Below are 26,811 nucleotides of genomic sequence, written 5' to 3'. Positions count from 1 at the left end.
GCCATGTAGGGCACGAGGCGACCACCGCCGCCTCGTGCCTCGTTCACAACTTCGTTGAGGGCGCTCAGGCCGCCTTCAGGATTCCCTTATCATGGGCGAAAGCCCAGTAGAGCTCCCGCGCCTTGCGATAGAACGGGCCGGGCTGGAGATCGCGGGAATCGATGCGCAGCACCGGCATCACCTTGGAATAGTTGCCCGAGATGAAGATCTCGTCGGCACCGGCGAAATCCTCGTAGCGCAGGGTGCCCTCGACCACCTGCACACCGTCGTCGCGCAGGAGTTGGATCACGCGCTGGCGGGTGATGCCATTGAGGAACGTGCCATTCGGATAGGGCGTATGAACCACGCCATTCTTAGCCATGAACACGTTGGAGGTGGCGGTCTCGGCGATGTTGCCGAGAGCATCGCAGACCAGCGCGTTGTCGAAGCCCTTCTCCTTCGCCTCGCGGATCACCCGGGCATTGTTGGGATAGAGGGCACCGGCTTTCGCGTCGGTCGGCATGGATTCAAGGGTCGGGCGGCGGAAGCTCGACTTCGTCAGCGAGGTTCCACCCGGCACCGGCATCGGCGCCTCAAAGAGGGACAGGCAGAACTGGGTCGATTCCGGATCCGGCGCGATGGTGGACAAGCCCTCGGCCTCGCCCCAGTACATGGGCTTCACGTAGAGCGCTGTGCCGGGTGCGAACTTCTTCACGCCCTCGCGGACGAGGTCCATGATGGCCCGCGGCTCCATGGTCGGCTTGAGGCCGATGGTCAGCGCGGAGCGGTTCACGCGCTCGCAGTGAAGGTCGAGATCGGGGGCGACACCTTCGAAGACGCGAGCCCCGTCGAAGACGGACGACCCGAGCCAGGACACGTGCGAGCGCGGCCCGATCAGGGGCGGATTGCCCTCCTGCCAGGTGCCATTGAACCAGTTCCAGGTTTGCGAATACCAAGCCACGTGTCTCATCCTTTGGGTCAGAACTTCTGCCCTATCGAAACGCCTGCACCGGCAGCCGTCAATCGCTTCATCCGGAGCAGCGCATAAAGTCTTGTGATGGGTTCCATGAGAAGGGCTGATCATTGGACGGCTTGCCATGGCTCAGACCTGGTGAAACTCTGGCCCTCATGAATAATTCCAGCCTCATCCCCGCCCGTGCGAAGGCCGTGATCTTCGACGCCTATGGAACATTGTTCGACGTGCATTCCGCCGTGGGCCGCCATATGGCCCAGGTCGGGCCCGATGCGGCGCGCTTCTCGGAGGTGTGGCGCACGAAGCAGCTGGAATATTCCTGGGTGCTGTCTCTGGCGGGCCGTTACGAGCCGTTCTGGATTTTGACCGAGCGCGCGTTGGACTATGCCTTCGCGCGATTCCCGAACGTCGACCGCTCGATCCGTCCGCTTCTGCTTGAGGCCTACCGCACCCTCGATGCCTATCCGCATGTTCGGCAGACTTTGCAGGCCTTAAGCACGCGCGGCCTTCGCACAGGCATCCTGTCGAACGGCGATCCGGGCATGCTCAAGGCGGCAGTGGATTCGGCGAACCTTGCCGGCGATCTCGACGTGGTGTTGTCCGTCGACGCCGTGCAGGTCTTCAAGACGAGCCCACGCAGCTACGACCTTGTGCTGCAGACCCTCTCCATCGCTGCCGAAGAAGTCGTGTTCGTCTCATCCAACCGCTGGGACATCGCGGGAGCTGCCGCCTTCGGGTTCACACCGATCTGGGTGAACCGGCTCGGCTTGCCGGACGAATATGTAGACCTTGCTCCGGGCGGGGTCATCGCATCGCTCGATGGGTTGGTTTGAGATCTCCACTGTCATTCCGGGGCCGCACAGCGGAGCCCGGAATCCATAAACACGACGCTGCTCATTAGAAGCTGCGGCTCACACAACTCCCTTTTCTGCATCGCTACCGGTTATGGATTCCGGGCTCGGCTCTTACGAGCCGCCCCGGAATGACAGTGGGTGCTAGGCTCACTTCGCCATCGCGGCCAGAATGCGTGCCCAGGAGCGGGTGCCTTTGTGGAAGCTCTGGAGGTCGTATTTCTCGTTCGGCGAGTGGATGCGGTCGTCGTCGAGGCCGAAGCCGACGAAGAGCGTGTCCATCCCCAGTGTGCGCTTGAAGTCGCCGCCGACCGGGATCGAGCCGCCCATGCCGATGACGATCGGGTCCTTCTGCCACTCGTCGTGCAGCGCAGACTTCGCCGCCGTGATGGCCGGGAAATCGTGCGGCAGCGCGAGCGCCCGCGAGCCCTTGTGGTGGATGAACTCCACCGAGCAGTCGGCGGGAATGCGCTCGCGCACGAAAGTCTCGAAGTTCTTGGAAATCGCAACCGGATCCTGATCGCCCACGAGGCGGAACGAGACCTTGCAGCGGGCCTCGGATGCGATCACCGTCTTGGTGCCTTCGCCCGTATAACCGCCGATAATGCCGTTCACGTCACAGGTGGGACGCGATTGAATCTGCTCGATGAGCATGCGTCCCTTTTCACCGGCCGATTGCTTCAAGCCCACCTGCCCGAGGAACTCCTCTTCCGTCAGGTTCAGGCCCTTCCACTGCTCCAGCACCTGCGTGGGCGTTTCATGCACGCCGTCATAGAAGCCTGGAATCGTGATGCGGCCGTTGTCGTCGTGAAAGGCCGCGATGATCTTGGACAGCACATGGATCGGGTTGCGGGCCGCGCCGCCGAAGGTGCCGGAATGCAGGTCGCGGTCGGCACAGCGGACGATGATCTCCTCATAGACCATGCCGCGCAGGGACGAGGTGATGCCGGGCGTGTTCTGGTCCCACATGCCCGTGTCGCAGACGAGCGCCACGTCAGCCGTCAACTCGTCCTTGTTGGCCTCGATGAACTCAGGGAGAAACTTGGATCCGTCCTCCTCGGCACCCTCGACCAGGAAGGTAATGTTGATCGGCAGGGAGCCCGTCTCTGCCTTCCAGGCGCGGCAGGCCTCGACGAAAGTCATCACCTGACCTTTGTCATCGGAGGAGCCGCGGGCGCTGATGGCTTTGCGGCCGTCGGAAAGCGTGATCATGCGCGGCTCGAAGGGCGGCGTCTCCCACAGCTCCAGCGGGTCGACCGGCTGCACATCGTAATGGCCGTAGAAGAGCACATGCAGCTTCGCGTCGCCCTTGGCGTGACCGACCACGGCCGGATGCCCGCCGGTCTCACGCAGGGAAGCCTCGATGCCGATGCTCTTCAGCTCGTCCACGAGCCACTGACCGGCGGTGCGGCAATGGTCCTTGTAGGCGGGATCGGTGGAGATGGACGGAACCTTGAGCCACTGGAACAGGCGCTCCAGGGAGGAATCGAGATCGGAATCGATGCGCTGCAGAACTTGGTCGATCTGGGACATGGGGAACATCTGCCTTGTGGACGAGGTCGCCTCAAGAGGTACTCTCATCACCCTGGTGCTCGCAAGCCCGAGATTGGGGCTCAGGACCGGACCAAAGGCTTGGTCATATAAATACGCCGGAAGCCCTTCTCCTCCGCCCGATGGGTCTCCACAAACCCCAGACGTTCATAAAGACGGACGTTCTCGATCATGACCTCGTTCGTGTAGAGCCGAATGGCCTTGAACCCACGCTCGATGGAGAGCATCTCCGCGAAGGCGATCAGCGCGCGCCCATAGCCGCGTCCCTGCATATCCGGATGCACGGCCACATTATCGAGAAGCATGGCCTCGTCTTCCGGAAGAAGAACGAGCATTCCGGCGAGTTTATTCTCACTGGAGAGAACATAGACGCACCGTTTCTCGATCAGAGCGGAATAGTCGTCGCCCATCGGTCCGGGCCTTTGGCCGATGAGCGGGATATACTGGGTATAAGCCGCCGCAATGAGCGCCTCGACGGCGGCCAAATCTTCACGCTGTGCCGGGCGAATATCAGACATCATCAAGAACGAGCACGATATCGGCTGACCTTTATCGCCTCAGCAATCCGCCCAGGGTTCCGCGCACGATGGCGCGGCCGATGGAGCTGCCCTGGCGGCCGCCGATGGATTTGCCGATCTCGGCCGCAAGGTTGCCGACCGTCTGGTTGACGATGGTTCGCGTCACCTCCCGCGTAACACGCTGGCTGACCGTCATGGAGCCCTTGCGCTGCGGGCCCGAGCCGAAGAGGCCGCCCAGCATGTCGAGGATGCCGCCTCCCCCTTCCGCAGCCTTCGCCTCGGCGGCCGCCTGCTCGGCGCGTTTGGCCAGCATCTCGTAGGCGGATTCCGGATCGACAGGCTGGTCGTACTTTCCCTTCATAGGGCTCGCCGCAATGATCTGCTGGCGCTCGGTCAACTCGATCGGCCCGACCTGCGCCATGGCGGGCGCGATCAGCGTGCGCTCCACCATGGACGGTGCACCCTTGCCCTCCAACGTCGAGACCAGCGCCTCTCCGACGCCGAGTTGGGTGATCGCCTTCTCCGTGTCGAAAGCCGGGTTCTCCCGGAAGGACTGGGCCGCCGCCCGCACGGCCTTCTGCTCGCGCGGGGTATAGGCGCGCAAAGCATGCTGAACCCGGTTGCCGAGCTGCGCCAGCACGCTTTCGGGAATGTCGATGGGGTTCTGCGTGATGAAATAGACTCCGATACCCTTTGAGCGGATGAGGCGGACCACGCGCTCCACCGTCTCGACGAGAGCCTTCGGGGCATCGTTGAACAAGAGATGCGCCTCGTCGAAGAAGAACACCATCTTGGGCTGGTCGAGATCGCCCACCTCGGGCAGTTCCTCGAACAGCTCCGACATGAGCCACAGGAGGAACGTGGCGTAGAGGCGCGGATTGCTCATGAGCTTGTCCGCCGCCAGGATGTTGACGACGCCGCGCCCGTCGCGATCGGTGCGCATCAGGTCCTTGATGTCGAGTGCCGGCTCGCCGAGGAACTCGTCGCCCTGCTGGTTCTCCAGCACCAGGAGCTGGCGCTGAATGGTGCCGATGGTCGCCTTCGACACATTGCCGTATGTGGTGGTGAGCTGGCTGGCATTGTCCGAGATGAGCTGCAGCAGCGCGCGCAGATCCTTCAGGTCGAGGAGCAGCAGCCCCTGCTCGTCGGCGATGCGGAAGGCAATGTTGAGCACGCCCTCCTGCGTGTCGTTGAGATCGAGCAGGCGCGAGAGCAGCAGCGGCCCCATCTCGGAGATCGTCGCCCGCACCCGGTGTCCCTGCTCGCCGAACAGGTCCCAGAACACCACAGGGAATTTGTCGGGCACGTATTCGATGCCGATGTCCTTGGCGCGCTTGACCAGGGGCTCCTTGCCGTTGCCAGGCGCCGCCATGCCGGAGAGATCGCCCTTGATGTCGGCGGCAAAGACCGGAACGCCCGCGTTGGAGAAGCCTTCCGCCAGCACCTGCAGGGAGACGGTCTTGCCCGTGCCTGTGGCTCCCGTCACGAGACCGTGCCGGTTGGCGAGCCTCAAATCGAGATATTCGGGCTTCGTGCTTTTCCCGATGAAGATCTTCCCGTCCTGCAGCATCGAATCCCTCCAGCATCTTCTCATGGATCTTAGAAGCCTTGCCGCGAGTTTCCACTCTCGGATTTCTTGATTAAACAGTTCAGTTGTGAACTATCGGCCCTATTCCAGTTTCAGGAGAATCAAATGGAAGAGCTCATCGCCCGCGTGACGCAGAAGACCGGCCTCGACGCAGCGACCGCCCGCAAGGCGATCGGCATCATCCTCGGATACCTTCAGAAGGAAGGGCCCTCGAGCGAGGTCAACCAGCTGATCGAGGCTCTTCCGGGCGCGATGGATGCCATTGAGGAGGGCAAGACCGGGGCCAGCGGTGGCCTCATGGGCATGATGGGCTCCATGGGCGGCGGCGTGATGGCGCTCGGCGGCCAGCTCATGGGGATCGGCGTGTCCATGGGCCAGATGCAGCCGCTCGGCAAGGAGCTCTTCACCTACGGCCGAGAGAAGGCCGGCGAGGACGTGATGGGACCGATCGTCGGCTCGATTCCGGGGCTGTCGCAGTTCGTTTGATCGACAGGTCGTTACAACGCGTCATCCCGGGGCTGCAAAGCAGAACCCGGGATCGTTCGCAGGATCGAGCACCACATTCTGTCGGCGATCCCGGATCTCCGCTGCGCTTCGTCCGGGATGACGCGGGTGGCAGGGTGTCAAAGAGCCAGCACCTGTGGGCCCGCAGCGTGAGCTGCGAGCCTGAAGGTAAATCGAGGGTGGCGCGTCGGGCAGCCCGGCTCGATGTGTGATGGGAAAGGTGAGAGCCAGACTGCTCGTCACGCGCGGTTTGTTTTAGCGGACCTGGAGGCATGCCAGATCGGCCCCCTGCGATCACAGGCGTGCGAGGCCTGCGGCAGGACCGCTCCCCGTCCCACTCTTGCGACGCCTCGCGAGCGCGCCCCTCATCGGACGAGGATGTCCTTAGCTATAGCCGAGGTTAGGACCAAAGTCAAGAACAAAATAAGAACAAAGATCCTCTCGCGTCATGGCCGGGCTTGTCCCGGCCATCCACGTCTTGGGGACCACAGCGGTGCAAAGACGTGGATCCCCGGAACAAGTCCGGGGATGACGCGGGAGGGCTGTGGTACAATGTCATTTCCCCGGAAGCATGCGTCTCAAAGGAGATCCTCATGCAAGCCATTTCATCCCTGTCCCTCAACCTCGCCCTTTAGGGCATTTGCAGCACCCACGCGTCCCGGTATTGTCCCGCGCAATTCGCGCAGCCCTTCTCCGGACGAGGCCCCCATGGACGATCTCTCTCTCGCCGCCGACTTTCCGCAAGCGACCCGCGAGCAGTGGCTCAAGCTGGTCGAGGGCGTGCTGAAGGGCGCCGACTTCGAGAAGAAGCTCGTCTCCCGCAGTCATGACGGCATCGTCATTCAACCGCTCTATCCGAAGGCGGAAGGAGCGGCGCCGATTGCGCGCGAGCAGGCCGGACGCTGGCGCGTCTCGCAGCGCGTCGATCATCCCGATCCGGCCAAGGCCAATGAGCTGGCGATTGCCGATCTCGAAGGTGGCGCCGATGCCCTGACCCTCGTCACTCCAAAAGCGCTCGCGGCCCGGGGCTTCGGGGTAGGGATCAACTCCATCGAGGATCTCGAGCGGACGCTCGGCGGCGTGATGCTCGACCTCATCCATCTGCGCATCGATGCGGGCGGACACGGCCGCCAGATGGCCGCGCTGGTGCTGGCGCTCGCCGAGCGGCGGGGCCACAAGCTGTCCGAGCTTTCCCTCGATCTCGGCCTCGATCCAGTCGGCGCCATGGCAGCCCAGGGCCGGATGTCGGCGTCCTGGGACGCGATGGCGCAACGCATGGGCGACACCCTCGCCCATCTGACATCCAAGGGCTTTGCCGGCCGTGCTTTCCTCGCTGACGGGCGCGTCTATCACGAGGCCGGCGCGAGCGAGGCGCAGGAACTTGCGGCCGTGTCGGCGACCGGCTTGAGCTATCTGCGCGCCCTTGAGACTACAGGGCACTCGCTCGATGCGGCACGGCGAGCGCTGTCGTTCCTGCTCGTGGCCGATGCGGATGAGTTTCTTACCGTCGCGAAACTCCGGGCGCTGCGCCGCCTCTGGGCCCGTGTCGAGCAGGCCTGCGGCCTTGAGCCTATGCCGATCCGCCTCCATGCGGAAACCGCCTGGCGCATGACCACACGGCGCGATCCCTGGGTGAACATGCTGCGCAGTACGGTGGCGGCGTTCTCGGCCGGAATCGGCGGGGCGGATGCGATTACGGTGCTGCCTTTTACAGCCCCCCTTGGTCTGCCCGATACTTTCGCGCGCCGGGTTGCGCGCAACACGCAAGCCATCCTGCTCGATGAATCCAACCTCGCCCGCGTGGCCGATCCTGCGGCCGGCGCCGGCGGGTTCGAGGCGCTCACCGATGCGCTGTGCGAAAAGGCCTGGGGGCTGTTGCAGGAGATCGAGAGCGAGGGTGGCATTCTGGAGAGCCTGAAGGGCGAAACGCTCCAGGGTCGGATTGCGGCCGTGCGCGCCCAGCGGGAGAAAGCGGTCGCCACCCGTAAGGAACCGATCACCGGCACGAGCGAGTTTCCGAACATCAACGAAGCGGACGTGACGGTTCTGATGCCCATGCCGGGAGCTGAAGAGAGCAAAGGTTCTGCTCCGGCGCTTTCTTCCGCACCTATAACCGAAACCTCCTTCGCCTCCCTCGTGCAAATGGCGGCCGAAGGAGCGACGCTGCCGCAGCTTGCCATCACGGCAGCAGGCTCAAGCGCCGTGGCGGTCGCACCCCTGCCCTCGATCCGTGTTGCGGAAGCTTTCGAACGCCTGCGCGACATCTCCGATGCTTATCGGGCCAGAACGGGTGCAAGGCCGCAGGTCTTTCTCGCCAACCTCGGATCCGTTGCCGACTTCACCGCTCGCGCAACCTTTGCCAAGAATTTATTCGAGGCAGCCGGCATGGAAGTCATCATGAACGAGGGATTAACGGACCAAGATAGCCTGCAGAAAGCCTTCTCTGACAGTAACGCCAAGATCAGCTGCATCTGCTCTACTGACGAGATATACAAGCTGCACGCCCCTGCGACCGCAAGGACCTTGCGTGGGGCAGGCTCAAAACTTATCTTCCTGGCTGGCCGCCCCGGGGAAGATCAAAAAGATCTGTCCGAGGCTGGCATCACAACCTTCATTTTTTCCGGGTGCGACACCCTCAAGGTTCTCGGCGAAGCCCTCGATAAGGCTTGTGCCGAGGCGTGAGGCTTTCCTCCCGGCTATGGACCGGGAGGACCACGGTTATGACTTTCACGAAGATGACGGCTGCGGCCCTCAGCCTCGGCATGGTTTGCACCAGCGCGGCTCTGGCCGCCCCCAAGAACGCGCACGACGGCACCTGGCAGGTGCAGATGGTGACCGAATCCGGCATCTGCGGCACCAACAGCTACGCCATCACGGTCGAGCAGGGGAACGTCCGCTACCATGGCACTCCCGGCGAGACTCCAGCACAGATTAGCGGACAGATCGCCACCAACGGCTCCGTCAGCCTCGACATCCGCCGCAGCTCCGCCCAGGCCCAAGCCTCGGGCAGCCTGGCAGGCCAGTCGGGCTCGGGCGTCTGGAAGGTCGCTTCTTACGGCTGTTCCGGCCGCTGGAATGCCCAGAAGCGCTCCAGCGTCGCGCAGGGCTGACCGCCCTCGCTTCTCTCAAGCCGCCATCGTCGATGCAGCGGCTTTTTCGTGTCCGGCTGCGGCGGAACTCCACAGGAACCTCGCTTGAAACACCCACGTTGGTTCAACCGACTCATCATGTTCAGGAGTGTTTGATGCGTGTTCTTTCCTGGCTTGGCGGCGCCACCATGGCAGCCCTCGTGATGGCTCCCCAGGCCCAAGCCCAAACGAACCGTTTCGACGGCAACTGGAGCGTGGAGGTGGTCACCGAGCAGGGTGCCTGCGACCGGGCCTACCGCTATGCGGTCGTCGTCCAGAACGGTCAGGCGCGCTATGGCGGACCGGAGAACTTCAACGTGAACGGTCGCGTGCAGCAGAACGGCTCCGTCTCCGCCAGCATCTCACGCGGGCAGGACCGGGCCAACGTCTCGGGCCGCCTGTCCGGTGCTACGGGTCGTGGTACGTGGACAACCTCCGGCGGACGCGTCTGCTCCGGTTACTGGAATGCTGAAAAGCGGGGGTGACGGCTCCGACCTTGCGCCGATAGCCTCCAGCCAACGGATGCCCTAGAATGCACCTCATTCGATCCGTTTCCACCGGCAAGGGCATCCGCTTCATCCCATGACCAGCATCCCGGATTTCACGAGCGTCGCTTTTACCGATGCTCCCCTGGCATCCTCCGCAGCACAGAAGGCCGAGCCCTGGCTGACGCCGGAAGGCATTGCGGTGAAGGGATCGTACGGACAGGAGGATCGCGCCGGGCTCGACTTCCTCGACACGTACCCTGGCATCGCGCCCTTCCTGCGTGGCCCCTACCCTACCATGTACGTGAGCCAGCCCTGGACCGTGCGCCAGTACGCTGGCTTCTCCACAGCGGAAGATTCCAACGCCTTCTATCGCCGCAACCTGGCGGCCGGCCAGAAGGGCCTGTCGGTGGCCTTCGATCTCGCCACCCATCGCGGCTACGATTCCGATCACCCGCGGGTCTCGGGCGATGTGGGCATGGCGGGAGTGGCCATCGATTCCATCTACGACATGCGCACGCTGTTCGCCGGCATCCCGCTCGACCAGATGAGCGTGTCGATGACCATGAACGGCGCGGTGCTGCCGATCCTGGCGCTCTACATCGTGGCCGCTGAGGAACAGGGCGTGCCTGCCTCCAAGCTGTCCGGCACGATCCAGAACGACATCCTCAAAGAGTTCATGGTGCGCAACACCTACATCTACCCGCCCAAGGGGTCGATGCGCATCATCTCGGACATCTTCGCCTATACGTCGGCCAATATGCCGAAGTTCAACTCGATCTCGATCTCCGGCTATCACATGCAGGAGGCGGGCGCGACGCAGGATTTGGAGCTCGCCTACACGCTCGCCGACGGCGTCGAATACATCCGCGCCGGCATCGCGGCCGGCCTCACCATCGACCAGTTCGCGCCGCGCCTGTCGTTCTTCTGGGCGGTCGGCATGAACTTCTTCATGGAGGTGGCCAAGATGCGCGCCGCGCGCCTGATCTGGGCCAAGCTCGTGAAGGGCTTCAACCCGCAGAGCGAGAAGTCGCTGCCGCTTCGCACGCATTCGCAGACCTCCGGCTGGTCGCTCACCGCGCAGGACGTGTTCAACAACGTGACGCGCACCTGCATCGAGGCGATGGCGGCGACGCAGGGCCACACGCAGTCGCTGCACACCAACGCGCTGGACGAGGCGCTAGCGCTGCCGACCGACTTTTCGGCCCGCATTGCCCGCAACACGCAGCTGTTCCTGCAGCAGGAGAGCGGCACCACGCGCATCATCGATCCGTGGGGCGGCTCCTATTATGTCGAGCGCCTCACCTACGAGCTGGCGCAGAAAGCTTGGGCCCATATCCAGGAGGTCGAGGAGTTGGGTGGCATGGCGAAAGCCATCGAGGCTGGCATTCCGAAGCTGAAGATCGAGGAGGCCGCGGCGCGGACGCAGGCGCGCATCGATTCCGGCCACCAGAAGATCATCGGCGTGAACAGCTTCAAGTCGACGGACGAAGCCTCCATCGACATCCTGAAGGTCGACAACGCCGCCGTGCGCGCGAGCCAGATCGAGAAGCTGAAGCGCCTCAAAGCCGACCGCAATCAGGCCGATGTGGATGCCGCACTCGCTGCCCTGTCGCAGGGTGCTGCTGGCAACGGCAACCTGCTCGACCTCGCCGTGAAGGCGGCCCGCGCCAAGGCGACGGTGGGCGAGATTTCCGACGCGCTGGAAAAGGTCTGGGGCCGTCACCGGGCCGAGATCAAGGCGATCTCGGGCGTGTACAAACGGGAGGTCGGCATGGCGTCTCCTGCCGTGGAGAAGATCCGCACTCTGGTCGAGCAGTTCGAGCATGACGACGGACGCCGCCCGCGCATTCTGGTCGCCAAGATGGGCCAGGACGGGCACGACAGGGGCCAGAAGGTGATCGCCTCGGCCTTCGCCGATCTCGGCTTCGACGTGGACATCGGCCCGCTCTTCGCCACGCCGGGGGAGGCCGCTCGTCAGGCCGTTGAGAACGATGTGCATATCATCGGTGTTTCGTCCCTGGCGGCAGGACATCTGACCCTGGTGCCGGAGCTGAAAAGCGAACTCGCGAAGTTCGGCCGCGACGACATCATGATCGTGGTCGGCGGCGTGATCCCGCCGCAGGATTTCGACGCGCTGTATCAGGCTGGCGCCTCGGCGATCTTCCCGCCCGGCACCGTGATTGCCGATGCCGCCGTGAACCTGATCGATGATCTCAATCAGAGACTCGGCTACGGGCCGAAGCAGGCGGCGGAATAACCCCGCCTCACATCTCTCCTAGAAGGGGCATCGTGACGCCCGCAATCGACGCGGATACATGCCTGACCAATATTAGCTATGCATTAAGCATGGCGTTGAAATAGGTGGTTCTACGGATTGTGTCCGCCCTGCCGTACAGGAAACATCCCTCAAAGATCTTTTTCAGATAATTTCTTTGAGGATTGTTCATGACATTTAATCTGGACGACTACAGGCTCACCTTTTCTGACGAGTTCACCGGCATCTATCTCGACACTTCGATCTGGGGAACGAAATACTGGTGGGGCGGGCGCAGTCTCGCGAGCAATGGCGAGATGCAGTACTTTGCCGACCGCTCGACGGCAGTCATCCAGCGAAACCCGCATCTCGACCCGTTCAGAATTTCGGCCGATCCCTTCGGGGCCGGCGACGGCATTCTGACGATCACAGCCCAGCCCTCCCCTGACACGAGTCTGACGGACGGTCTCCCTTACGTGTCGGGGCTCATCAACACCCACGGCACCTTCTCGCAGACCTACGGCTATTTCGAGATCTCGGCCCAGGTGCCCTCGGGCCAGGGCCTGTGGCCCGCTTTCTGGCTGCTGCCGCAGAGTGGCAACTGGCCGCCGGAGATCGACGTGCTGGAGCTGCTCGGCCATGATCCTTCAACCTATTACGTCGGCTCGCATTGGACCGATGCGGCTGGCAGCCATGCCTTCGATACGCAGGGCATTTCAGCAGGCATCGATCTCTCCCTCGGCTTCCACAGCTACGGGACCCTGTGGACAGCGGATTCGATCACCTATTACCTCGACGGCATGGAGGTTTACTCCATGGAGACGCCCGCAGGCATGGACGAGCCGATGTATCTGCTCGCCAGCCTCACGGTTGGCGGCAACTGGCCGGGTGTGCCGGATGAAACAACGCAGCTTCCAGCAGAATTCCAAATCGACTACATCCGCGCCTGGGCGCTCGATGAAACTCCTGAGGTGGCGATCCCCCCGGCGATATCGGGCGGATTGAAGGCCGACACTCTCGTGGGTGACATCCGTGCGGGCATCGTCGATGACGCGATCTATGCCTATGACGGCAACGACACGCTCGAAGGGCTGAAAGGGAACGATACCCTAGTCGGCGGCAGCGGTGCGGATACCTTCATCTACCGGACCGGGCCGAGCGGCCACGACGTGATCCTCGACTTTGACCTTCTTGGCGGGGACGTGGTGCGCATCACGAAAGCGATTGCCGGCCAGAAAAACTTTGCCGGCCTCTACAAGCAGATCAAGGACGATGCCGCCGGCGATGCTGTTCTGAAGCTTGCTGACAGCGGCTCCATCACCTTCGACGGCATCAGCAAGGCGCAGCTCAAATACGACGACTTCGTCATCATCTGAGAACCCATGATCGAGCGGTTTATTTAGGACCGCTCGATCGCCCGCTTCACCACCTGCTGCACTTCCTTGTTCGATAGGAACAGGTCGTGGTTGATGATGCCGCCGCCGAACTCGGACGCATCGGCCACGCGCACGCCCAGAGCCTCCAGCCGCTCGCGATCCGCCGCCCCTGCCCGCACGATGCCGCCGGCGAGGCGGCTCGAGACGGCGAGCGCCCGGTCGTTGGTGGAGCTGATCACGGTGATCTTCCTCGCATCCGATCCGAGACGCTCCAGGCCGCGGGCGAACAGGTCGATGTCGATGTCGGGGGCTGCCAGCACCACCGCGCCGATGCGCTCCATGGCGCTCTCGCCGCCAGAGGCGCGCACCATGCGCAAGGTCTCCAGTGTCAGCAGCGTGCCCATGCTGTGCGCCACGATGTGGATGCGCCCGCCGCTCGGGGTCTTGGCGATGGCGGTCAGCAGATCCTCAAGGGAGTCGCGGGACCACATGGCGCTCTCGCGGTCGGCCACGTAGCTGAAGGTCGAGGCGGCGGACGGCCAAGTGAAGAGACCGGTCACGCCCGCGAACTTGATGCCCTCCGAGAGATCGACGGTCGAGGTCGCAGCCGTCTCGAAGCTCTCCTTGTACCCGTGGATGTAGAGCAGCAGGTCGCGGCCGAAGGCGGCCTGCGCGAAGGCCTGCGCGGCGTTGCTGCGGTCAACGTTCTCCACTTTGGCGATATTCCAGCTGCCGCTGCCGAGGAGCGAACCCGACGGCGGCGTCAGGCGCGCCTCCGCGAAAATCATGTCCGCCGAGCGTTCGCTGCTGAACCATGGCTTCTTGGGCGGATCGCCCACCGGGAGCCGCGTGGTCGCGACAAGCAGTTTCGGGTCCTTCTCCAGGCCGATCTTGAAGGCGGCGGGGCTGACGAGCGCCGAATCCTCTCCGACGCAGCCGGACAGGGCAATGCCGGCAAGGCACACGATGGCGAGGCGGGACAAGGAGAAGCGCATGAGGTCCGGGATTCGACAGGAGACAAGGAAGGTCATGCTGTTTTGCCCTCGATCATGGCAGGCGCAAGGCGAAAACCCTGCTGCAGACCCCAGTGGTGCCGGATTGCGGTAAAGCATTGGTGAACGTGAGCATAGGGCACGGTGCCTTGATGCCGGCGGGAACGGACCGTACCTTCAGCCCATGCTCGCCGCCCTCGCCCGGACTCTCCTTATCATCGTCGCCCTTTTCCTCATCCCCCTGGGGGCTCATGCCGCCTGGTGGGCCATGCGGGACGACGTCGCGCCGAACTGGGGGGCGGCCGACTGGTCGAGCGCAAAGCTCCTGCCGGCGGCGTCCGAGGCGCCTCAGGCCATCGTGGCGGTCTATGCCGCGCGGGTCGGGCGCTGGCGCGGCATCTTCGCCCACCACACCTGGGTGGTGGTGAAGGAGGCCGGCGCCCGCACCTATACCCGCTACGACAAGGTCGGCTGGGGCAGCCCCGTGCGCACCAACGGCTGGGCGCCGGACGGGCGCTGGTTCGGCAATGCTCCCCATCCCGTGGTGGTGATCGGGGGCCCCGAGGCCGAGCGGCTGATCCCGCAGGTGCGCCAAGCCGTGGCGAGCTATCCTTATTCGACCTTCGGGGCCTACAACGCCTGGCCGGGCCCGAACTCCAACACCTTCGTGGCCCACGTAATGCGCTCGGTCCCCGAACTCGCCGCTCCCCTGCCGCCCACGGCCCTTGGCAAGGACTGGCAGCCCTGGCGCGACATCGTGGGCCTCACCCCGAGCCGTACCGGCATCCAGATCTCGCTCGGCGGCTATGCCGGCATTGCAATCGGCTGGATCGAGGGCATCGAGATCGACTTCATGGGCCTCGTCGCCGGCCTCGACCTGCGCCGCCCCGCGATCAAGATTCCCGCCTGGGGACGATTCGGCATGGACCCGATCACGTGGTGAAAGCCCAAGAAGGCGAGATCGGGTTAGGAGAGCTCCGGCCTAGAAAGTTGTGAGATTCCTAGATTGAATCGGGCCGCACGTCCCGCAGGGTGTAGTACCGTTGCACTTTCCTCTTACAGATGGTGCTATGAGCGAATTGAAGATTGCCTTGGCGCAGACATTGGTAACGCCAGATGTCGAAGCGAATGCCTCTCGAATGCGGGAGCTCATGCATCGTGCCAAAGCAGAAGGAGCAGATCTCATCCACTTCACCGAAGGTGCCCTGTCCGGATACGGAAGAAAAGAAATAGTCCCCTTCGAGTGCTGGACTACCGCGGATTGGAACCGGCTTCACGCCAAGTCCCAGGATATCGCAGCTCTCGCCGGAGAATTAGGCCTTTGGACTGTATTCGGGAGCGTTCACCGACTGGATGATGGACAGCCACCGCATAATTGCCTTTACGTGATCGGATCTGACGGAAAGCTAATCACACGATACAATAAACGACTTTGCTCTCATTCGGAGATCAACGGCCTCTACACTCCTGGCTTCGACCCTGTGGTATTCACGGTGAACGGAGTTTGCTTTGGATGCGTAATCTGTATCGAGATACGGTTTCCTGAGATTTTCGAACAATATCAGGAACTCGGAGTCCAATGCCTTCTATTCTCAACCTTCACAGCGGGCCGGTATAGCGATCAGGATGCTCGACAGGATGCGATCTTTGGCATCACGGCCCAGGCCCACGCGGCCAACAACTCCTATTGGATCAGCATGGTGACTCCAGCAAACCCAGTCCAGGGCTCCTCCACGCAGTTCATTGATCCGCTCGGCAATGTGGTTGTATTAGCCACTCGTCATAACAATGAGATTGTCATTGGCCGCATTAGCTTAGAGGCTGGGAGTGCCTGGGCGGCAACCGAGCGAGCCCGCATAGGGCGGGAGGAAGCTCGCCGTGGCGATATTTACCGCTCGAGGGCAAGCAAGTCAGCACGGTCGTTCGCACGGGATGCTTTTTAGACCCATCGCTCTCTCAGGAGAGAAAGTAGGCGGTATAAGCGCTTCAAAAACTGAATCCACTTTTCCATACGATGCGCTAAAGCTCTCCTATGACCGGGGGCTCACAGAAGACAGCAGTTTCGGCCGAGACGGTCGCCAGCGGCGACCGGGCCGCGTTGGCGCGCGCCATCACGCTCATGGAATCGCGCCGCCCCGATCACCGGGAGGCGGCCCGCGCTCTCCTTCAGGAGTTGATGCCCCGCACCGGCAAGGCCGTGCGCATCGGCATCACCGGCGTTCCCGGCGTGGGCAAGTCCACCGCCATAGATACCCTGGGCTCCATGCTCACCGAGAAGGGGCACAAGGTGGCGGTGCTTGCCGTCGACCCTTCCTCCACCCGCACCGGCGGGGCGATCCTCGGCGACAAGACCCGGATGGCGCGGCTGGCAGTTGATCCCAATGCCTTCATCCGCCCCTCGCCCTCCTCCGGGACGCTCGGCGGCGTCGCGGCCAAGACCCGCGAGACCATGCTGCTCTGCGAGTCTGCCGGGTTCGACGTGATCCTGGTGGAGACCGTGGGCGTCGGGCAGTCGGAGACGGCGGTGGCGGACCTGACCGACTTCTTCCTCGTCCTCATGCTGCCCGGTGCGGGCGACGAGTTGCAGGGGATCAAGAAGGGCATCCTGGAGCTGGCCGACCTGATCGCCGTCAACAAGGCGGACGATGCGGGTGCCAAGGCGAAAGCCGCTGCTGCGGAGTACAAGGCCGCCCTTCACATCCTGGCCCCCGCCTCAGCCACCTGGACGCCTCCCGTGCTGACCGTCTCAGGGCTCACCGGCCAGGGGCTTGATGAGCTCTGGACCAAGGTGCTCGACCATCGCAAGCGCCTGGAGGCGACCGGGGAACTTGCCGCGAAGCGGCGCGACCAGGATACGAAATGGATGTGGGCACTTGTCCACGAGCGCCTGCACGAACGCCTCACCCACGATCCGGCCCTGCGCCAGCGCGTGCCGGAGATCGAGCGGGCCATCGCCGACGGCGCCCTGTCGCCCAATGCGGCGGCAAGCGAGATCGTGAAGCTGCTGGGAATCTAGCGCATCGTGCGGACCCATCGGGCCGCACGATGCGCCAGTATAAAGCATAAGCATCGGATGGATCCCAAAAGTGCAAATCCACTTTTGGGATCCATCCGATGCTGTAGCACCTATCCGCAATTGCACCTGATCCGGGCTCGAAAACCCGCTTCAATCCTGAAGCGCCTCTATGGCCCGCCAGGACAGGAGTGGATCGCATCGTGATCGACCGGCTGCATCAGCTGCCCCTCCTGCTCGGCGGCGCCATCGTCTGCCTGATCTTCGTGGTGCCGACCCTGATCGGCTCGGCGCTGCTGCAGCCCGTCGTCAGCCGTCTGCTGCGCGGAGAGAAGGACGCGAATACGGTTGTCGGCCTGCTCCTGAACGCCTTCTCGCTCTATTATGGCGTCCTTCTGGCCCTGCTCTCCATCGCGGTCTTCGAGAATTACAACAAGGCCCAGGATGCGGTTGGGCGGGAGGCCTCGAGTGCGGTCGCTCTCTACAACGTCTTCAGCGGCTATCCGGAGCCTGTCCGCACGTCACTCTCGGAGGCCTTGCTCAAGTATGTCGAGGAGGAGACCGGCCCCGGCTGGGCCTTCCAGCAAGGCAATCAGGTCTCCACGCCGGGCACGCAGCTGGTCGATCGCTTAAGCCGGGAGCTTCTCGGCTTCAGGCCCGACCGGACCACCGGCGAAGACCTGCTTCACGGCGAGGCCTTGAGAACCTTCGCCGAGTTCATCGAGCAGCGGCGTCTTCGGGTGCAGGCGGCGGGAACAAGCATTCCGAGGGTGATCTGGGCCGTCGTCATGGTCGGCGCGGCGCTCAACGTGTTCACTCTCTGGCTGTTCGATCTGAAGCGGACGACCCACTTCATTCTCGGCGGCGTGCTGATGGCCTTTATCGGCCTCGTCGTCTATATGGTCGCCGTGCTCGACAGGCCGTTCCACGGCGCGCATGGCCTTCGGCCCGACGACCTCATCCAGGCCCGCCAGCAGATGCAGCCACGGGCCTGAAAAGACTTTGAGCATCTTTCCACGCAAAACCGGTACCCACTTTTGCGTTCGATGCTCTAGGCCGCGCCCGTGATCTCCGCGGTCGGCCGGATCTGCCCGAGTTCGATGCCGTTCCAGTTCTTCAGCACGGGCTGTGCCAGGGCCTCGACCGCCTTGCGCTCATTGTCGCTCAAGGGGAGGAAGCGAAGAACGAGGCCGGCCATCATGGCCTCGGCCGCACGGCCATTGCCGTCCTCGGCCTTCAGGGCAATCCCGTAGCCGAGTTCCGGGAACGAGGCGCAATAGACGCCCTCTGCGCCCACCTTCACGAAGGCGCGTTCGCCGAGGCACTCCATCAGCTTCGTGTCGAAGCGTCCGGTGCCGGCAACCATGAAGGGATGGCGGGCCACGGCCTTGCGGATGCGGGCGGCGGCTGCCCTGCCCTCGCCCGGCAGGCCGATTCCGGTGCCGAACCGGGCGAACCCGAAGGCAAGCGACGGAAGCGGGATCGCATAGGTGGGGATCGAGCAGCCGTCGATGCCGCTCTTCTCGACCGTGTGGCAGGCGCCGGTGATGTCCTCCAGGGTCTCGCGCACGATCCGCTGGACCGGGTGGTCCGCCAGCACATAGCCCTTCGGGTTCTCCCCCTGGCCGCAGGCGAGGCAGATGAAGCCCGCATGCTTGCCCGAGCAGTTGTTGTGCAGGGCGTTGGGGCTTCCTCCCGAGGCTGCCAGAGCGCGGTTTGCAGCCTCGCCCATCGGCCAATGGGTGCCGCATTCGAGGCAGCCCGCATCCTGGCCCGCCTTGGCCAGCATGGAGCCGGCTGCCGCTGCATGGGCCGGCTCGCCCGAATGGGACGCACAGGCCAGCGCGATCTCATCGTCGGTGAGGCCGTATTTGTCCGCGATCCCGCTCTCGACCAGCGGCATGGCCTGGAGCGCCTTGATGGCGGAGCGCGGAAAAACGCGCCGGTCCACATCACCGATCGACAGAACCGTGGCCCCTTCAGCGTCCACCACGGAGACGCTGCCCCTGTGGCGCGACTCGACCAGATGGCCGCGAGTGACCTCGACAAGAAATGGATTGTGCATCAATGCCCCGTTTGAAAAGCGGCGGTGTTGTGGAGGCACTCATGGCAGAAGTCAAAGGGGACCTTGTTGCAAAATAGCAGAAAACCACCACGAAATCGCCGCAGGGACCGGCTTGCGGCAGAGCCCAGGTCACCCTAAACCCAAGGCTCGAACAAACGGGGAGCGCCTGGATGCATGTCGCGATGATCGGAGCAGGCTATGTGGGCCTGGTCTCCGGCGCCTGCTTTGCGGATTTCGGCCATGAGGTCTGCTGCGTGGACAAGGATCCGGCCAAGATCGAGGCCCTCAACCGGGGCGAGATCCCGATCTTCGAGCCGGGGCTGGCGGAACTCGTCGCCAAGAACGTACGCGAGGGGCGGCTCACCTTTACCACCGACCTACCTCAGGCGGTCAGGAGCGCCGAGTCGGTATTTATCGCGGTCGGCACGCCCTCCCGGCGCGGCGACGGTCATGCGGACCTTTCTTACGTCTATCAGGCCGCCCGCGACATCGCCGCTTCCATCGACGGCTACACGGTGATCGTGACGAAATCCACCGTGCCGGTCGGCACCGGCGATGAGGTCGAGCGCATCATCCGCGACACCCGGCCCGACGCGGATTTCGCCGTGGTGTCCAACCCGGAATTCCTGCGCGAAGGCGCGGCCATCGCTGACTTCAAGCGCCCGGACCGCATCGTGATCGGTACCGATGACGAGCGCGCCCTGAGCGTCATGAACGACATCTACCGGCCGCTCTACCTCAACCAGTCGCCGGTGCTCGCCATGTCCCGGCGCACCGCCGAGTTGACGAAATATGCCGCGAATGCGTTTCTCGCCACCAAGATCACCTTCATCAACGAAATCGCGGATCTGTGCGAGCATGTGGGCGCCAACGTGCAAGACGTGGCCCGCGGCATCGGCCTCGACAACCGCATCGGCTCCAAGTTCCTCCATGCCGGTCCCGGCTATGGCGGCTCGTGCTTCCCGAAGGACACGCTCGCGTTGATCAAGACCGCTCAGGATCATGAGGCGCCGATCCGCCTCGTGGAGACGGTGGCGGCGGTCAACAGCCAGCGCAAGCGCGCCATGGGCCGCAAGGTGATCGCGGCCTGCGGCGGCTCCGTGCGCGGCAAGACGATTGCGGTGCTGGGCCTGACCTTCAAGCCGAACACCGACGACATGCGCGACGCACCCGCCCTCGACGTGATCACCGCCCTGCAGGATGCCGGCGCCCGGGTGAAGGCCTATGACCCGGAAGGCATGCAGGCGGCCAGTTCCATGCTGACGGACGTGACCTATGCCAAGGATGCCTATGACTGCGCCCGCGATGCCGATGCCCTGGTGCTCGTGACCGAGTGGGACATGTTCCGGGCGCTCGACCTGCGCCGCCTGAAGGTTGCCCTCGCCTCCCCGGTGGTGGTGGACCTGCGCAACGTCTACCGTCCTGACGAGATGCGCCGCCACGGCTTCACATACGTCAGCATCGGGCGGCCGTAACCTTGGTCTGGGGATCGGCTTGCGCGCCGGTCCCGCCGATGCCATGAGAGAGGCATCGCAAAGACAGCGCCACCGGGAGCGGCCCATGCAGACCTTCTTCGTCGAGATCAAGTGCAAGCTCGGCAAGACCTACGCCGTCGCGAACGCCCTTGCCGACCGGGAGATCGCATCCGAGATCTACTCGACCGCCGGCAACTACGACATTCTCGCCAAGTTCCACGTGGACGACGACGTCGATATCGGCCACTTCATCGCCGAGAACGTCCAGAGCATCCCCGAGATTGCCGACACGCACACGATCATCACCTTCAAGGCGTTTTGAAGCGTCCTGACCCGTATGTGATCCAGGTCACATCAGAGACAGCCGGCATGGCCTAACATCGGATTTCCTTGAGGGAGAAACCGATGTCATCTCGCATGGACTGGCAACAGGTCTACCGGTTCTGGTTTCCCGTCGACCTCTCGAATGCCGACGTCGCCGCCCATTGGCAGATGCTCGCCTGGTGGATGCGCGGCGGCGCCAATGCGGAGCTGGTGCGCTTTGCCCCTGTGGTGCAGGCGGCACGAGCCGGTGAACTGGAGCACTGGCTTGAAACGCCGCTCGGGCGCCTCTCCCTCATCGTCGTTCTGGATCAGTTTCCGCGCGGCCTGTTCGCCGGGACAGCCGAAGCCTATTCGTCGGATCCGGATGCGTTGAGCATCGCCGAGGATGGCCTCCGGAACGGGCACTACGATGCCCTGCAAAGCTCCTTTGAGAAGTTCTTTCACTTCCTTCCCCTCGCTCATGCAGAGGGGCCTGATCATCTGGAGCGGATGAGGCGCATCGTTGCCATCTCGGAACAGGCCCTTGAGGAAGCCCCGGAGCAGCTCAAGCCCGTCTGGCAGTTCTCGCTCGGTCAGGCCCGGTCCAACCTTGAGGTGATCACCCGGTTCGGCCGGTTCCCGCACCGCAATCCGGTGCTGGGCCGCGCTTCCACGCCCAAGGAGCTGGCTTATCTGGCCAAGGGAGACTTCGTGCATACGCGGACGCTGCCGGCCTCAGCCCAGTCGGCGATCAGCGCGGTCGGGTGAGTGGCCCCAGGTCTTCCTTCTTGTTGTTCAGCACGACAGAGAGGCGGAGTGTAACTAAGGAGTATTCGACGCGTGAGGTCCCGAATTAGGATCCCGACGCTCTTGCTCACAGTACTGAGGCTAACGTTCACAGGGTGCGGCACATGTATCTTTACCTCAGGCATAAGATCTTATACGTTACAAAGTTGCATATAAGCCTTTATAGCCTATAGGGGATTTATGCAGATAAGGAATGTGACGTGAAGATTAAGAAACCTGAGAAGAAGCCTGCAATCGTTTTGACAGACAAAGAACTTGCAATTGTCACAGGTGGCCGTGGCCTTGGAGTAGGCAAAGTAAGTTTGCAAGACTTTAACTAAGCTAGGCCAACGGCTGCTCAACTATTTACAATATAATATGTTGTAGGAAGCCACCAGTTCCATGAGCTGGTGGCTTTAAAACGACGGTCTCGAACTATTATTGCACGACGGCCGCTTCGGCCGTGCGCTCGGCCGGACGCGCGATCTCCGCGAGATACGGGCCGATGCCCTCGTAGCGGTCGAGGCGTCGGACGATCTTCGTGTCGATCTTGTCGTAGAGTTCGGCGACGCTCACGGGACGGCGCTTGCGGCCCTTGCCGTCCATGAAGAGCCCGGCGTTGGCGCGGGCGGCCTTCGGGAAGAGCTTGGAGGCCTTCATGTTCGGGTCCTGATCCAGCACCTCGAGGAACCGGACGGCACTGGAAGCGCCCAGGAAGTGCGCGAGGTAGAGCTCGGCCTCGGCCAGCTCCCGCTCGCCCTGAGCTTGCAGAGCCCGCTCCACATCCTTGATCAGCTCGCCGGCCATGAGCGCCGAGAAATAGGGGTCCGTGCGCAGGCTCATGACCCAGTCGCGGTCCTTGGACTCGACGGTGAGTTCTCCGTTGACATAGCGGATCGCCTCGGCGGCTGCCTTGAAGCCGTAATCGGCGGCGTGGTGATAGACGGTCTCGATCCAGGTGCTGTCGATGAACTGGAACAGACCCTGGGCCGAGGAGGTGCGGGCCTTGGCTTCCGGCGAGAGGCTCGATTCCACATCGGCCAGGGTCATCATGTAGACCGGGTCGGCGCGTGTGACCTGAGCGGCCTTGAGAATCGAATGCACCAGCCAGCGCGGCACGGTACGGCCGTTGAAGGGGATCAGTTCATCGGGATCGCCGACTTCCGTCTCCGAGATCGTGGGGGATGCCGGCTTCTCGGCGCGGGGCTTGGTGAAGGAGAAGGCGCCGTCGAGGATGGCCTTGAACAGACCCGGATCCTTGGCAAGCTTCGGGGTGTAGGCCACGGATGCCGTCACCACCGAACCGGTGATGCCCTCCCGCACCTGCGGGGCGGCGGCAGGCCGTGCCAGCAGGCCGGTGGGAATGGTGGCTACGGCGGCCGGTCCGGCTGAGAGGCCTTGGAGGCCCATGATCAGGCCTGCGGCCAGGGCAACGTGGAGTGAGCGGCGGCTTCCGGTCTTGCGCACGTCCGCAACAGGCTGCGGTACTGCGCATAGCAGCGTTCTCGCGTTACTCATCATCACTTATCCCGCATGACCCGACCAGACGATCAGGCCTTCCCTTGTGTTATTCTGGAGACAGGGTTGACGGGTAGATGTGTCGAGAATCGGTCAGCTTGGCCATAAGAGGTAGGATTTTGCTAACCTTGACTGGCTTTTCCCCGGGAAAAATTCAGGTTTTTTCCGGAAATTTAGGATGAGGATTGTGCGACAAGCTGCGCATTGGTCCGCTCGAGACGCTTGGCCAGCTCCCGCATGATGGCCAGGGACATCTGGGGGAACTGCGCCAGGAGCTCCAGGAACACCCGCTTGTCGATTCGCAGCGCCGTGGTCGGCTCGGCCGCCATGATCGTGGCTGAGCGCGGGGTGTCGGACAGGATGCCCATCTCGCCCACGAGGGCGTTGCCCCCGAGTTCCGCCACCTGAATTTCCCCGCCGGGGGTGTTGAGCAGCACACTGGCGCGGCCGTCGAGGATCACATAAGCGGCGTCGGACGGATCCCCTTGGGAGAAGAACCGCTGCCCGTCGGCGAACTGCACCCGCTCGCTGGTGAAGGCGAGGAGCTTGAGACGAGCGGGGTCCACATCCCGGAACATCGGGACCTGCCGCAAGGACTGAACTTCCGTCTCAAGGGTCATGCCACCTCTCCTGCTATCCTCTGGGGCGCGTCCGGCTCAGGGCTAGGGGCCCTCGAGGCCGGAGCGGCCGTCTTGTCGGTTATGATCTGTCCATCGCGGAAGCGCATCTGAACATCGAAGTCGCCGGCCTGTCGATCATTCGGCAGGACCATGAACAGGCTTTGTTGATCGAACATGTCGAGAAGCAGCTGCATCAGCTGCTGGCTGCGCGCCTCGTCGAAGGGAGCGAACGCTCCGTCGATCACGAGAATGTCCGGCCGCTTCACCAAGCAGCGGACCAGGTTGACGCTCGCCCGCTCCTGCGGCGAGAGGAGCCTGCCGGCCGTGCCGACCTGATACTCCAGGCCGACTCGATCGACCTCCTCCTGAAGGTCGAGCTCGCGAACGACGGCGGCAACGGCTTCGCCGACCCGCGCCCGGGCATTGGCCACCTGATAGCTGACACGCCCGAACAGGAGGTTGTCCCGCAAGGGGGCGGCCGTGCAGATCCCTTCCGGATCGTAGAACTCGACGCCAGCCGATCCCGACTTTTCGAGCACCTCGCGCACAAGCCCCCGCGCCTCGACGATCCGGCCGGTCATGGCCTCGTCGAGAAGGCCCAGACGGTGCCGGGCTTCGATATAGGCGAGCGGCAAGGACAGGAGCCGTGTGCGGTCCTCCCGCTTCAGGTTGCCCTCCCCGCGGCTGCGGCGGCGCAGGATGGCCTCGAACTCGGTCAGCTCGTCGGCCCCGATGAAGGAGAACTGCTCGAACAGGGAATGCCCCGGCGGCAGCCCTTCGAAGATCTCGGTCATGGTCTCGGCGATCTGCAGGCCCATACCGACGAGGTCGTCCGTCATGCCGGCCCTGTCGATGGCGCTGCGGAACTGGGCATTGTCCGCGAGATTGCGCCCCCTGAACTCGTCGGAGATCGGCACGCCGAAGAGAAGGTTCTCCGCAATCGTCGCCTGGCTGTTGTAGCGCGCCGGATCGAAGGGTTCGACCAGATCGGCCATGCCGTTGGACTGGAAGGTGTCGCGAAGGCGGTGCCGTGCTTCGACGAGGCGCTCGGCAAGGCTCGCATGGCGTTCCGGATCGATCCTGCCGGCCAAGCCGAACAGGTAGATCGTGTCGCCCATGCCGACCTTGTCGAGGAGATCGAGGAGAATGCGATCCAGCTCGTCTTCGTCCTTCACGCCGAGACGTTCGTAATCGACCCACTGATCGGAGATGCTTTCAATGGGATTGCCGGTTCTGAGCGCCTCCGCGATCCGGCGGTCCATATCCTGCCTGTCCTCCCTCTGCCGGCCCAAAGGCTTGGAGCGGAGGCCATAGACGAGGTTGTCGCGGATGCTGCCGGGAAAGAGAATCGGATCCACGCCCGCATAGGCGATCCTACGCCCGGTCACGTAGACGGGAAGCTGCGTCAGGTCGCGTTCGCCGATGCGGATGCGGCCGCTGAATTCCAGGCTTCGACGGGCCAGGATGCGCGCCAGGAGGCTGGCGGCCGCACCGCCATTCGAGATCAGCGCCACATGGGCGGGCAGTTCGACCGTAAAGGCGCCTCCTTCGAGGATCAGGTCTCCATGGGGTCCCGCCACCCGGATCTCCTCGCCGACGAGGGTACCGATCAGGGGCTGATCCGCCTCTGCCACCTCACGCATCTCGATCATCGGGCCGAGCCTGTCCTCGGCAAAATGCTGCGTGACCTGATCGTATTTCACCTGAACGTCGAGGCGCTGCTGGTCCCAATCGATCAGCTCTTTCAGGGGTGGCGGCAACTCGCGGTAAGCGGCGATGACGGCGACGAGCTGACCGATATCGAGGGTGCCGCGCAGGGCGAAGTAGCCGCCGATGGCGTAGAAGAAGAACGGCGTCAGCTGGGCCAGGAAGTTGTTGAGAGTTTTGACGAAGAATTTCCGGTTGTAGATCTTCAGGCGGATGGAGAAGAGATTGAAGAGGCGGTGCCCGATCTCGGCTCTTTCCCAGCCATAGGCATTGTGAACATGCACGACCTCGATTCCGTCGAGGACCTCCGCGATACGCCCGGCCAACTGGCGGGATGCCAGCTGGCGCTGCTTGCCGAGGCGCAGCAGCTCGCGCCGCAGACGGGGGATGATCGTGAACTGCACGGCGATCACGGAGAGCGCGATCAGGCCGAGCCAGACATTCTGCACCATGATGAACACGAGCGCCGTGATGGCCTGCGTGCCCAGGAATACGGGCGTGATGAAGGCATCGCCGATGAAGCCGCCGATCGGTTCGACCTCGTCCTTAACGATCGTCGCGGTCTCGGAGGACTTGACAGTTCGCAGGGCGTCCGGGGTGAAGCGCAGCACCATGGCGAACAGGTCGAAGCGCATACGCCGGAGCATCCGCTCGCCCAACACACCCTTGGAGACATTGATCCAGTACTTGAAGGCCCCGTTCACGATGACGAAGAACAGGAAGATGAACGACAGGCCCATGAGCAGGCCGACCCGGCCAACCTCGAAGCCCTTGAAGATCTCCCATGAGCCGCCCCCCAGCCAGCCCGGCCAGTCGAACGACAGGTTGAGGAAGGGAGCCGTCGCGTTTCCGTCGCGGAAGGCCTCACCCTGGATGGCCTGGTTCACGATCTGGCGAGGCAGATCGAGGGACATGAAGTAAAATGGCAAGGACGCCAGCACGACGGCGCAGATGATCATCTGGTCGCGCTTCGAATGGGTCCAGATATAGCGGAAAAGGCTCTTTTCCATTAGCGCTGTGATGCCATCTTCATGTGCCTGTGATCCCTCTTTCCGTTCTGCGGCATCGCCATAGTTTGACGAGGGGGGCTATTGCAAGGGTAGAGATAGCTGGCCTAACGTC

General features: G+C 63.3%; 23 protein-coding genes. 14 read left to right on the top strand and 9 right to left on the bottom strand.

Annotated elements, in window-relative coordinates; translation table 11 throughout:
- Window positions 1–64: 64 nt before the first annotated feature.
- A complete protein-coding gene (locus tag JKL45_RS20130; protein ID WP_201863363.1) occupies window positions 65–949 on the bottom strand; it encodes a branched-chain amino acid aminotransferase in 885 nt (294 codons plus the stop codon).
- Between the two features lie 158 nt (window positions 950–1,107).
- Here JKL45_RS20130 and JKL45_RS20125 point away from each other — a divergent pair, with 158 nt between their 5' ends.
- A complete protein-coding gene (locus JKL45_RS20125; protein WP_201863362.1) occupies window positions 1,108–1,785 on the top strand; it encodes a haloacid dehalogenase type II in 678 nt (225 codons plus the stop codon).
- 168 nt (window positions 1,786–1,953) lie between these two features.
- Here the strand turns inward: JKL45_RS20125 and JKL45_RS20120 are convergent, their stop codons facing one another.
- From JKL45_RS20120 to JKL45_RS20110, 3 genes are all read right to left on the bottom strand, one after another.
- Entirely contained in the window at window positions 1,954–3,336 is a 1,383-nt protein-coding gene (locus tag JKL45_RS20120) for a M20/M25/M40 family metallo-hydrolase (RefSeq protein ID WP_201863361.1), read from the bottom strand.
- Window positions 3,337–3,416: 80 nt separating this feature from the next.
- Complete coding sequence (locus JKL45_RS20115) at window positions 3,417–3,875, bottom strand: GNAT family N-acetyltransferase (RefSeq protein ID WP_246498715.1); 459 nt, start codon at window positions 3,873–3,875, stop codon at window positions 3,417–3,419.
- Window positions 3,876–3,903: 28 nt separating this feature from the next.
- Window positions 3,904–5,442, bottom strand: coding sequence for a helicase HerA-like domain-containing protein (locus JKL45_RS20110; protein WP_201863360.1), 1,539 nt, complete (start codon window positions 5,440–5,442; stop codon window positions 3,904–3,906).
- A gap of 123 nt (window positions 5,443–5,565) precedes the next feature.
- Between JKL45_RS20110 and JKL45_RS20105 the strand changes: the two genes are divergently transcribed.
- The 6 genes from JKL45_RS20105 (at window position 5,566) to JKL45_RS30530 (ending at window position 13,210) form a co-directional block, all read left to right on the top strand.
- Complete coding sequence (locus JKL45_RS20105) at window positions 5,566–5,946, top strand: DUF2267 domain-containing protein (RefSeq protein ID WP_036359449.1); 381 nt, start codon at window positions 5,566–5,568, stop codon at window positions 5,944–5,946.
- 726 nt (window positions 5,947–6,672) lie between these two features.
- Window positions 6,673–8,646, top strand: coding sequence for a methylmalonyl-CoA mutase family protein (locus tag JKL45_RS20100; RefSeq protein ID WP_201863359.1), 1,974 nt, complete (start codon window positions 6,673–6,675; stop codon window positions 8,644–8,646).
- 38 nt (window positions 8,647–8,684) lie between these two features.
- On the top strand, window positions 8,685–9,074 hold the full coding sequence (locus JKL45_RS20095) for a hypothetical protein (protein ID WP_201863358.1): 390 nt from the start codon (window positions 8,685–8,687) through the stop codon (window positions 9,072–9,074).
- Window positions 9,075–9,208: 134 nt separating this feature from the next.
- Window positions 9,209–9,577, top strand: a complete 369-nt coding sequence (locus tag JKL45_RS20090) for a hypothetical protein (RefSeq protein WP_201863357.1) — start codon at window positions 9,209–9,211, stop codon at window positions 9,575–9,577.
- Window positions 9,578–9,674: 97 nt separating this feature from the next.
- Entirely contained in the window at window positions 9,675–11,837 is a 2,163-nt protein-coding gene (gene scpA, locus JKL45_RS20085; RefSeq protein WP_201863356.1) for a methylmalonyl-CoA mutase, read from the top strand.
- Between the two features lie 188 nt (window positions 11,838–12,025).
- Window positions 12,026–13,210 (top strand): family 16 glycosylhydrolase, encoded by a 1,185-nt coding sequence (locus JKL45_RS30530; protein ID WP_281401779.1) that lies wholly within the window; start codon window positions 12,026–12,028, stop codon window positions 13,208–13,210.
- A 23-nt stretch (window positions 13,211–13,233) separates the two neighbouring features.
- On the opposite strand, the gene JKL45_RS20075 is transcribed toward JKL45_RS30530, so the two are convergent.
- On the bottom strand, window positions 13,234–14,241 hold the full coding sequence (locus tag JKL45_RS20075; protein ID WP_246498713.1) for an alpha/beta hydrolase: 1,008 nt from the start codon (window positions 14,239–14,241) through the stop codon (window positions 13,234–13,236).
- A gap of 145 nt (window positions 14,242–14,386) precedes the next feature.
- Here JKL45_RS20075 and JKL45_RS20070 point away from each other — a divergent pair, with 145 nt between their 5' ends.
- The 4 genes from JKL45_RS20070 (at window position 14,387) to JKL45_RS20055 (ending at window position 18,210) form a co-directional block, all read left to right on the top strand.
- Window positions 14,387–15,145 (top strand): DUF3750 domain-containing protein, encoded by a 759-nt coding sequence (locus JKL45_RS20070; RefSeq protein WP_201863355.1) that lies wholly within the window; start codon window positions 14,387–14,389, stop codon window positions 15,143–15,145.
- 127 nt (window positions 15,146–15,272) lie between these two features.
- Entirely contained in the window at window positions 15,273–16,145 is an 873-nt protein-coding gene (locus tag JKL45_RS20065; RefSeq protein WP_201863354.1) for a carbon-nitrogen hydrolase family protein, read from the top strand.
- 89 nt (window positions 16,146–16,234) lie between these two features.
- Entirely contained in the window at window positions 16,235–17,218 is a 984-nt protein-coding gene (meaB, locus tag JKL45_RS20060) for a methylmalonyl Co-A mutase-associated GTPase MeaB (protein WP_201863353.1), read from the top strand.
- 188 nt (window positions 17,219–17,406) lie between these two features.
- Window positions 17,407–18,210: a bestrophin-like domain gene (locus tag JKL45_RS20055; protein WP_201863352.1), complete on the top strand. Its 804-nt coding sequence runs from the start codon at window positions 17,407–17,409 to the stop codon at window positions 18,208–18,210.
- Between the two features lie 56 nt (window positions 18,211–18,266).
- Here the strand turns inward: JKL45_RS20055 and JKL45_RS20050 are convergent, their stop codons facing one another.
- Complete coding sequence (locus JKL45_RS20050) at window positions 18,267–19,280, bottom strand: asparaginase (protein WP_201863351.1); 1,014 nt, start codon at window positions 19,278–19,280, stop codon at window positions 18,267–18,269.
- A gap of 170 nt (window positions 19,281–19,450) precedes the next feature.
- Here JKL45_RS20050 and JKL45_RS20045 point away from each other — a divergent pair, with 170 nt between their 5' ends.
- From JKL45_RS20045 to JKL45_RS20035, 3 genes are all read left to right on the top strand, one after another.
- Window positions 19,451–20,755, top strand: a complete 1,305-nt coding sequence (locus JKL45_RS20045; RefSeq protein WP_201863350.1) for a UDP-glucose dehydrogenase family protein — start codon at window positions 19,451–19,453, stop codon at window positions 20,753–20,755.
- A gap of 85 nt (window positions 20,756–20,840) precedes the next feature.
- A complete protein-coding gene (locus tag JKL45_RS20040) occupies window positions 20,841–21,077 on the top strand; it encodes an Lrp/AsnC ligand binding domain-containing protein (protein WP_201863349.1) in 237 nt (78 codons plus the stop codon).
- Between the two features lie 83 nt (window positions 21,078–21,160).
- A complete protein-coding gene (locus tag JKL45_RS20035; protein WP_201863348.1) occupies window positions 21,161–21,826 on the top strand; it encodes a DUF924 family protein in 666 nt (221 codons plus the stop codon).
- 456 nt (window positions 21,827–22,282) lie between these two features.
- Here JKL45_RS20035 and JKL45_RS20030 read toward each other — a convergent pair whose 3' ends face one another.
- The 3 genes from JKL45_RS20030 to JKL45_RS20020 form a co-directional block, all read right to left on the bottom strand.
- On the bottom strand, window positions 22,283–23,365 hold the full coding sequence (locus JKL45_RS20030) for a transglycosylase SLT domain-containing protein (protein ID WP_201863347.1): 1,083 nt from the start codon (window positions 23,363–23,365) through the stop codon (window positions 22,283–22,285).
- Between the two features lie 170 nt (window positions 23,366–23,535).
- A complete protein-coding gene (locus JKL45_RS20025) occupies window positions 23,536–23,982 on the bottom strand; it encodes a Crp/Fnr family transcriptional regulator (RefSeq protein ID WP_201863346.1) in 447 nt (148 codons plus the stop codon).
- Window positions 23,979–26,699, bottom strand: a complete 2,721-nt coding sequence (locus tag JKL45_RS20020) for an ABC transporter transmembrane domain-containing protein (protein ID WP_201863345.1) — start codon at window positions 26,697–26,699, stop codon at window positions 23,979–23,981. Before JKL45_RS20020 ends, JKL45_RS20025 begins: the two co-directional genes overlap by 4 nt.
- Between the last annotated feature and the right edge of the window lie 112 nt (window positions 26,700–26,811).

The sequence above is a fragment of the Microvirga soli genome (assembly GCF_016734765.1).
In the GTDB taxonomy this organism is placed as follows: Bacteria; Pseudomonadota; Alphaproteobacteria; order Rhizobiales; family Beijerinckiaceae; genus Microvirga; species Microvirga soli.
Note: the sequence above shows the minus strand (reverse complement) of the source record. Positions and strands in the feature narration are given on the sequence as shown.

Bases quoted from the DNA above. Each gene is read 5' to 3' on its own strand.
- JKL45_RS20130 (WP_201863363.1), bottom strand. From the start codon at position 949: ATGAGACACGTGGCTTGGTATTCGCAAACCTGGAACTGGTTCAATGGC.
- JKL45_RS20125 (WP_201863362.1), top strand. From the start codon at position 1,108: ATGAATAATTCCAGCCTCATCCCCGCCCGTGCGAAGGCCGTGATCTTC.
- JKL45_RS20120 (WP_201863361.1), bottom strand. From the start codon at position 3,336: ATGTCCCAGATCGACCAAGTTCTGCAGCGCATCGATTCCGATCTCGAT.
- JKL45_RS20115 (WP_246498715.1), bottom strand. From the start codon at position 3,875: ATGATGTCTGATATTCGCCCGGCACAGCGTGAAGATTTGGCCGCCGTC.
- JKL45_RS20110 (WP_201863360.1), bottom strand. From the start codon at position 5,442: ATGCTGCAGGACGGGAAGATCTTCATCGGGAAAAGCACGAAGCCCGAA.
- JKL45_RS20105 (WP_036359449.1), top strand. From the start codon at position 5,566: ATGGAAGAGCTCATCGCCCGCGTGACGCAGAAGACCGGCCTCGACGCA.
- JKL45_RS20100 (WP_201863359.1), top strand. From the start codon at position 6,673: ATGGACGATCTCTCTCTCGCCGCCGACTTTCCGCAAGCGACCCGCGAG.
- JKL45_RS20095 (WP_201863358.1), top strand. From the start codon at position 8,685: ATGACTTTCACGAAGATGACGGCTGCGGCCCTCAGCCTCGGCATGGTT.
- JKL45_RS20090 (WP_201863357.1), top strand. From the start codon at position 9,209: ATGCGTGTTCTTTCCTGGCTTGGCGGCGCCACCATGGCAGCCCTCGTG.
- scpA (WP_201863356.1), top strand. From the start codon at position 9,675: ATGACCAGCATCCCGGATTTCACGAGCGTCGCTTTTACCGATGCTCCC.
- JKL45_RS30530 (WP_281401779.1), top strand. From the start codon at position 12,026: ATGACATTTAATCTGGACGACTACAGGCTCACCTTTTCTGACGAGTTC.
- JKL45_RS20075 (WP_246498713.1), bottom strand. From the start codon at position 14,241: ATGACCTTCCTTGTCTCCTGTCGAATCCCGGACCTCATGCGCTTCTCC.
- JKL45_RS20070 (WP_201863355.1), top strand. From the start codon at position 14,387: ATGCTCGCCGCCCTCGCCCGGACTCTCCTTATCATCGTCGCCCTTTTC.
- JKL45_RS20065 (WP_201863354.1), top strand. From the start codon at position 15,273: ATGAGCGAATTGAAGATTGCCTTGGCGCAGACATTGGTAACGCCAGAT.
- meaB (WP_201863353.1), top strand. From the start codon at position 16,235: ATGACCGGGGGCTCACAGAAGACAGCAGTTTCGGCCGAGACGGTCGCC.
- JKL45_RS20050 (WP_201863351.1), bottom strand. From the start codon at position 19,280: ATGCACAATCCATTTCTTGTCGAGGTCACTCGCGGCCATCTGGTCGAG.
- JKL45_RS20045 (WP_201863350.1), top strand. From the start codon at position 19,451: ATGCATGTCGCGATGATCGGAGCAGGCTATGTGGGCCTGGTCTCCGGC.
- JKL45_RS20040 (WP_201863349.1), top strand. From the start codon at position 20,841: ATGCAGACCTTCTTCGTCGAGATCAAGTGCAAGCTCGGCAAGACCTAC.
- JKL45_RS20035 (WP_201863348.1), top strand. From the start codon at position 21,161: ATGTCATCTCGCATGGACTGGCAACAGGTCTACCGGTTCTGGTTTCCC.
- JKL45_RS20030 (WP_201863347.1), bottom strand. From the start codon at position 23,365: ATGATGAGTAACGCGAGAACGCTGCTATGCGCAGTACCGCAGCCTGTT.
- JKL45_RS20025 (WP_201863346.1), bottom strand. From the start codon at position 23,982: ATGACCCTTGAGACGGAAGTTCAGTCCTTGCGGCAGGTCCCGATGTTC.
- JKL45_RS20020 (WP_201863345.1), bottom strand. From the start codon at position 26,699: ATGGAAAAGAGCCTTTTCCGCTATATCTGGACCCATTCGAAGCGCGAC.